Genomic DNA, 6,734 nt, shown 5'->3' on the forward strand with positions numbered 1-6,734 from the left:
TACTTGGTATCAAGTGATATAAGTTCTTTAGTTCTGCCTTTAAATTTTCCTTTGCTTCATTGCCATCAAAATCTTTAGCACCTTCTAATAATTGATGCACAAAACCTTGGGATTGAAAAATCTTAGCTTGTTCTGTCTTTACTTCAGCATAACTAATTCCCACTATAACCGCCTCTTCTGCTTTAGTTCTAATGCTGAGGTTATACAAATAACCTTTGTTCTTGATCGATCCAGATATAGCATGCGAAATAGCAAAAAAATTTAATCATACGGCTAAACGAGTAAGTGATGCTGATAAAGAAAAGAATTTACTCTTCATAAGCAACAGAGAAAACTTACCTAAAAGACCAAAACCACCTATCGTTACTTTTATGGGACATGTGGATCATGGTAAAACATCATTGCTTGATGCATTTCGTGAATCCAATGTTGCAGAAAGAGAGTCAGGTGGCATCACTCAACATATAGGTGCTTATCAATTAACGACAAAAAATAAGCAAAAAATTACTTTCATTGATACACCAGGGCATGAGGCGTTTACTGCAATGCGTGCACGTGGTGCCAATATTACTAATATAGTTGTGATAGTAGTTGCAGCTGATGATGGAATCATGAAACAAACAGTTGAAGCAATAAACCATGCAAAAGCAGCAAATGTCTCTATTATAGTTGCCATTAATAAAATTGATAAATCACAACCTGGCGATGTAGAAAGAATAATTAATAGTTTGCCTCAGTATGACCTCATCCCCGAAGAACTTGGTGGTGATGTTATAATTGTGCCAGTATCAGCAAAAAAGAAAATCAACTTAGATAAACTAGAAGAGGCAATTTTATTAATTGCTGAATTAATGACGCTAGAAGGAATAGAGGATTGTCGAGCACTTGGATGGGTAATAGAGTCCAAAATAGATAAAGCTAAAGGAATATCAGCTACATTAATAGTTGAAGAAGGAACATTAAAGATTGGTGACATATTGATAGTTGGTACAACATACAGCAAAGTACGCAGTATGGTTAATCACCTTGGTCAAAGAGAAAAAGCGTCACTACCTTCTACTCCAGTTGAAGTTACTGGTTTAAATGGTGTACCAAATGCTGGAGATAAATTTGTTGTTGTAAACTCTGAAAGGCAGGCTCGTGAAATTGTTGAATACAGGTTAGAATTAATCAAGAAAAAGCAAGAAGATTTAGACGACAGTAATTTAGATATATTCAGTCGTAATGATAGTGAAACAGAAGAACTATCTGTAGTTTTAAAGTGCGATGTCACTGGTTCTATTGAAGCAATATCAAGCTCAATTGATAAGCTTGGTAAAGATCAAGTGAAATTAAATATTCTACACAAAGCAGTAGGAGGAGTAACAGATTCAGATGTGCTGCTTGCAGAAGCATCAAGCGCAGTAATTTTAGCTTTTAATGTAAAAGTGGATTCAAAAATCAGAGAATTAGCAAAACAAAAAGGTATAGAAATACATACTTACAATATAATATATGAGCTTATTGAAGACATGAGGATGTATCTAACTAAAATGTTAAAGCCTGTTACACGAGAGGTTCGTGTTGGTTCTGCATCTGTAAGGCAAATATTTAATTCATCCAAAGCCGGTAATATCATCGGATGTTATGTCACTGATGGAGTTATAAAAAAAGATTCTCTAATTAAGGTAGTACGTGGCAGCAAATTGGTGCATGAAGGAAAGTTAAAAGCACTACGTAGATTTAAAGATGACGTTAAAGAAGTGGGTGTAAATTTTGAATGCGGAATATCGCTAGAGGGTAATATCGATATTAAAGTTGGAGACATTTTGGAAGCTTATCAATTAGTGCAAGAAGAAAGGACGTTATAGTAGTTGAATATGAAAAAGGAAATTAGAAACCTAAAAGTAGCATCGGTATTACATAGGGCAATATCAAAAGTCTTAATGGAAGGTAATGTTCTTAATGAAAAAGTAGTAGTATCTGATGTAAAGCTAAGCAAAGATTTGAAGAAAGCAGATGTATATATTGTGTTATCTTCATTAAACATCCAAAATGATAATGATGATATCAGCACTGTTGTTAATGAAATGAACCAATCTGCATGGTCAATACGTAAATCTATATTGTGTTATGTTGATTTGCGATTTATACCTGAGTTAGTTTTTAAGCCTGATTTAGCATTCGATAATTTTGTCAATGTAAGCAAAATATTACATAATCACACTTAATTAATGTATTTCAACCATTATTTCTCATTAATGAGAATACACAGTTTAACAGGTTTGTGGCTTGTGCTATTTTCTAGCTTAAGCGGCATTCTTTTAGCCTCAACTTCTCTATCGTATCAGGCTCTTTTTCTCCTTGTTTTGTTTACTATAGGTGCATTTTTAATGAGACCCGCAGGGTGCATAATCAATGATATCTTCGATAGAGAAATAGATGCGCACGTTGAACGAACAAAATATAGGCCACTTGCAAGTGGTGCATTAAACATAAAGCAGGCTTTGGCTTTACTTTCACTGTTACTGTCTATTGCCCTGGTAATCTTATTATTAACCAATAAAACTACTCTTATACTTGGAATAATTTCAATGTGCATGATAGTTATCTACCCCTTGCTAAAGCGTTACGTTTGGTGGCCACAATTGTTTTTAGGGTTTACTTTCAACATGGGATCACTCATGGGTTCAGCAGCAATAACAAACCAGATTAGCATAGAATCCTTGCTATTTTATATAGGATGCGTCTTTTGGACGCTTAGTTATGATACTATATACGCTCATCAAGATAAAAAAGATGATGAGAAATTAGGAATGAAATCTACTGCATTATATTTTGGCAATACAACAAAATCTTGGTTGAAAAGATTTTATTTAATATCCTTAATGGCATGGTTGTACGCTGGTATACTATCATCATTAAATAACATCTTTTATATTGCTTTACTTGCCATAGGATTCATATTTCACCACCAACACAAAAATTTCAATCCAGACGATTCTAATCAATGCATGTCCATATTTAAAAATAATTCCCAGATAGGACTCCTGCTCTTTTTCGGTATCCTTTTAGATAGAATTCTAAATTCTACTTTTGTATCCGTTCAGATGCATGGCTAATGTGTAAATATCGAAGCAAAAATGGTGTCATTCCAGTGTCAAGTACTGGGATGACAGGGGATGACACCATTTATTTCTATGGCTGTCTTTTCTATCTTATTTTGTCACCCTGCTGAACGGATTCTACTTTTTAGAACATATCTTGAAAGGAAATCAGGAAGATAATATGATAGGATCAGTAAAAAATATATACCAGGTGATGTAAGTGACAAAGAATGGAAATTTCTTGAGCCAAGAGTTGCACAAGGTGTGGCCAAGAAAGCACAAAATAAGAACAATTATTAATGTTATACAATACATAATGAAAGGTATTTGCCAGTAGAGCAAAAGATTTTCCTCTATGGAAGACAGTGTATGATTATTTTTTTAGGTGGCGTAATAGTCACACATTGGTTGAATGCATACAAAACAAAGGCTAGTGTGCCCATTGATGTTATAAGATCAAATTACCAACCTTTTACTAGATGAAATCAAAAAGCTAAGGAATTAAGCCTTACCTTGATTTATTAAACCTCTATCCTGAATTAAATGACCTTGAACAGAAGTATTACTTAAATAACTTTGAGGCTCTAAGTTTATTTGCTGTTCTTCAACTTCTAATGTACTATCTCTATTGTGTAATATCTGCTCTATTGATTGATTTACTATTAAATCTAGTTCCTTATTAAATACAACCATAAATTTGTTAAACTTCTTTGGACTTAACTTACCTGTTTCTCTATCGTGGCATGCTTGCTCTACATATGAGTTTAAAAATCCTGAAATCTCATTAAACTTACCACCCGTGATTTTTGCAGTAACCTCTTTCTGCATTTCTACACAATCAATATTTAACCGATGCATTGATACCCCACTTTTTAATGCAGCTTGTTCTACTACTTTCTCAAATTCCTCTATAATATTTAATGCATAGCCCTGTGCTTCTAATGGTGATATAGACTGAACTACTGTGGAAATATACTTCTGACCTGTGATTTTCCTTATAAATACATCTAATAAAAGAAGTACACCGTTGTTATCAATACCTTGAACTGTAATAGCTTTAGAAGGTTCCATACTTATAGCTGCCTTAAAAGGAGAAGAAATAAACTGAAAAACACCTTTAACAGTATCTACTGTAGTGTAAGCAAAAATATTGATCCATGAAGATGGCTTGCTTGCTCCGCTTGTAACTCCTATTTTATCATTTTGCAATGAATTTTCATCTTCTTTTACAATACTACGGCGATTATGGACACCTATTGATAGAGAACTGCCTTCCTCTTGTGAGTATCGATGACGCCTATGTCTTATAAAATGTTGTGTAGTTTCTTCATTTTTCCTTATTCTTTCCTCTAGAAGGTTTCGTATTTCTAAGCTGTTTTCTTCATTAAGCGTATTTGCCATGGCTAAAGCTCCTCTAGCATCAACATAATCACTTTTATCAAGAATGAGCTTAACTATATTTAAATTACCATAAGCAGCTGCAAAGTGCAAAGATGTCCAACTATCTTTATTTTTAGCGTTAACGTCAGCATGTTTACTTATAAGAAATTTAGCTACTTCTAAATGACTGCTTTTAACAGCCCAATGCAAAGGAGTATTGCCATTATTGTTCTTAGCATCAATATCAGCTCCTTTGTTTATAAGCTCTTTTACTACATCTAACCTACCATAACTTGCAGCCCAGTGTAAAGGGGTATTACCATATTTGTTTCTTTCATTAATATTAGCTCCTTTCTCTATGAGCTTTTCTAATACATCTAAGTGATCATTTTTAGTAGCCAAGTGCAAAGGAGTACTGCCATTATTGTTCTTAGCATTAACATCAGCCCCTTCCTCTATAAGCTTTTCTATTACACTTAAGCTACCATAACCTGCAGCATAGTGCAGAGGGGTATTATTGTATTTATTCTGCTCATTAACATTAGCCCCTTTCTCTATAAGCTTTTCTACTATACTGCAGCGCTGGTTAAGAGCAGCCCAGTGCAGAGGAGTAGCATCGTGATTGTTCTTAGCATTAACATCAGCCCCTCCCTCTATAAGCTTTTCTGCTACCTGTAATTCATCTGCAAGAGCAGCTAAGTGCAGAGGGGTATTGCCATTATTGCCCCTGGCATTAACATCAGCCCCTTTATTGATAAGATCCGCAACTTGATTGGCATCTCCACTACGTACAGTAGCAAATAATTCATTAATCATTTAACCCTCCATAAAAACAACTCAATTTCAAAGTAAGAAAAAAATCTTTTTCTGAATAAAACAGCTACCTCATAATATAAAGAAAAATATTTTCACTATCATATTTATTGTACATAAAAAATTAATAGCTCAATATACTTTTCATAAAATACTCCATCTCTAAAACTTGTCAATCCCTATTTAGAAGTTTTTTTGATAATCTTTAATGAAAGTTCTTAACGAATTAATACTGACTTAATAGTATATATTACTAAAAATTTAAATAAAACAACCATTCCCAACAACTAAAACCGGCTAGTGAGAGAAGAGTTCGTTTTGGGATGGATTGGTCTGTTGCTGGAACTCAAGAACTGCTGCAAAAGGAAAGCCCCAGTTTTCATAGTAATTATGATATTAAAAAATCACGTTTAAAAATACTTTATACAAGTGAGAAACACCTCTTTTTGTTTTTGCAGCAGGTTTCCATGTATCCCTCTTTAATTAAGAGACTGACTAGCTCCTTGAGTTTGTTCAGTGTTTGGGTGATGAAGATTGCTGTTTACACCCTCGTTTCCAATTGTCTCTACAAACGCCTGTAATTTTAGTTTAGGAGCGTACCTCTTTTCAACATTAAAGTCTACAAAGTAAAATAGTGTATTATTTCGGACTCCTACTCTTTCTTCTTTAAAGTCATTTTTGTGCACCTCAAAAAATCTCTCCATGCCAAAGAATTTCGCCTTTTGAAAATCATATCTATAATGTGTTGATAGAAAATCCACCAATGGTTTATTATTGTGCAGGAAAATTTCTTTTTTTACTTCATCAGCCTTATTAATTAAAATATGTGCATATTCTGGATATAGCTTTTTTAAATTCTCTTCATTATCAAATTCATTACGTACGTTTTCATTTTGCTCCCATATGCCAGCCATTTTATTAACGTCATTTTCCCTCAAAAAGTCATATAGTGACTTATTTCTTTCTTTAATCTTTTTAACTTCTTCTTCACAATTTTTAAGATGCTGTAAATAATTGTTATACCTCTCGGTTGAAGTGGTTATAAATTCATTTTTCTTTTGTAAATTTTCCTCACTTACATATAAGCCAGCAACTTCTAGTCTTGCTATGTGATTTAGTATAACCTCACAAATATCTGTAAAGCCTATTTCAGTAGCCCGATGCAAAGGAGTTTTTTTATTCTTATCTTTTGCATTAATATCTGCTCCTAAGTCTATTAGAACTTTTACTATCTCTGTATAACCCTTTACAGCAGCTATATGCAAAGGAGTTCGTTCATTCTTATCTTTTGCATTAATATCTGCTCCAGCTTCTATTAGAACTTTTACTGCCTTTGTAGAGGAATGTTCAGCAGCAGCATGCAAAGGAGTTCGTTCATTCTTATCTTTTGCATTAATATCTGCTCCAGCTTCTATTAGAACTTTTACTGCCTTTGTAGAGGAATGTTCAGCAGCA

Annotated in this window: 5 protein-coding genes and 1 pseudogene; 3 read left to right on the top strand and 3 right to left on the bottom strand. The window is 33.7% G+C overall.

Features of this window, described 5'->3' with window-relative positions:
• A partial coding sequence (locus ACJ5GX_RS00125) for a hypothetical protein (RefSeq protein ID WP_495292560.1) occupies positions 1–208 on the bottom strand: 208 nt, incomplete at its 3' end.
• 16 nt (positions 209–224) lie between these two features.
• Here ACJ5GX_RS00125 and infB point away from each other — a divergent pair.
• From infB to ubiA, 3 genes and pseudogenes are all read left to right on the top strand, one after another.
• Positions 225–1,850 (top strand): annotated as a pseudogene (gene infB, locus ACJ5GX_RS00130) (translation initiation factor IF-2); the annotation flags it as partial.
• A gap of 9 nt (positions 1,851–1,859) precedes the next feature.
• The gene (locus ACJ5GX_RS00135) at positions 1,860–2,210 is read left to right on the top strand and encodes a ribosome-binding factor A (RefSeq protein WP_006015187.1); all 351 of its coding nucleotides are present in this window, start codon (positions 1,860–1,862) and stop codon (positions 2,208–2,210) included.
• Between the two features lie 3 nt (positions 2,211–2,213).
• Positions 2,214–3,101 carry a 4-hydroxybenzoate octaprenyltransferase gene (gene ubiA / locus ACJ5GX_RS00140; protein WP_007302787.1) on the top strand — a complete coding sequence of 296 codons (888 nt, stop codon included), beginning with the start codon at positions 2,214–2,216 and terminating at the stop codon, positions 3,099–3,101.
• Between the two features lie 486 nt (positions 3,102–3,587).
• On the opposite strand, the gene ACJ5GX_RS00145 is transcribed toward ubiA, so the two are convergent.
• Positions 3,588–5,282 (bottom strand): ankyrin repeat domain-containing protein, encoded by a 1,695-nt coding sequence (locus ACJ5GX_RS00145; RefSeq protein WP_096097158.1) that lies wholly within the window; start codon positions 5,280–5,282, stop codon positions 3,588–3,590.
• A gap of 476 nt (positions 5,283–5,758) precedes the next feature.
• On the bottom strand, positions 5,759–6,734 hold a 976-nt coding region (locus ACJ5GX_RS00150; RefSeq protein WP_495292561.1), incomplete at its 5' end, for an ankyrin repeat domain-containing protein.

The sequence above is a fragment of the Wolbachia endosymbiont of Tuta absoluta genome (assembly GCF_059414725.1).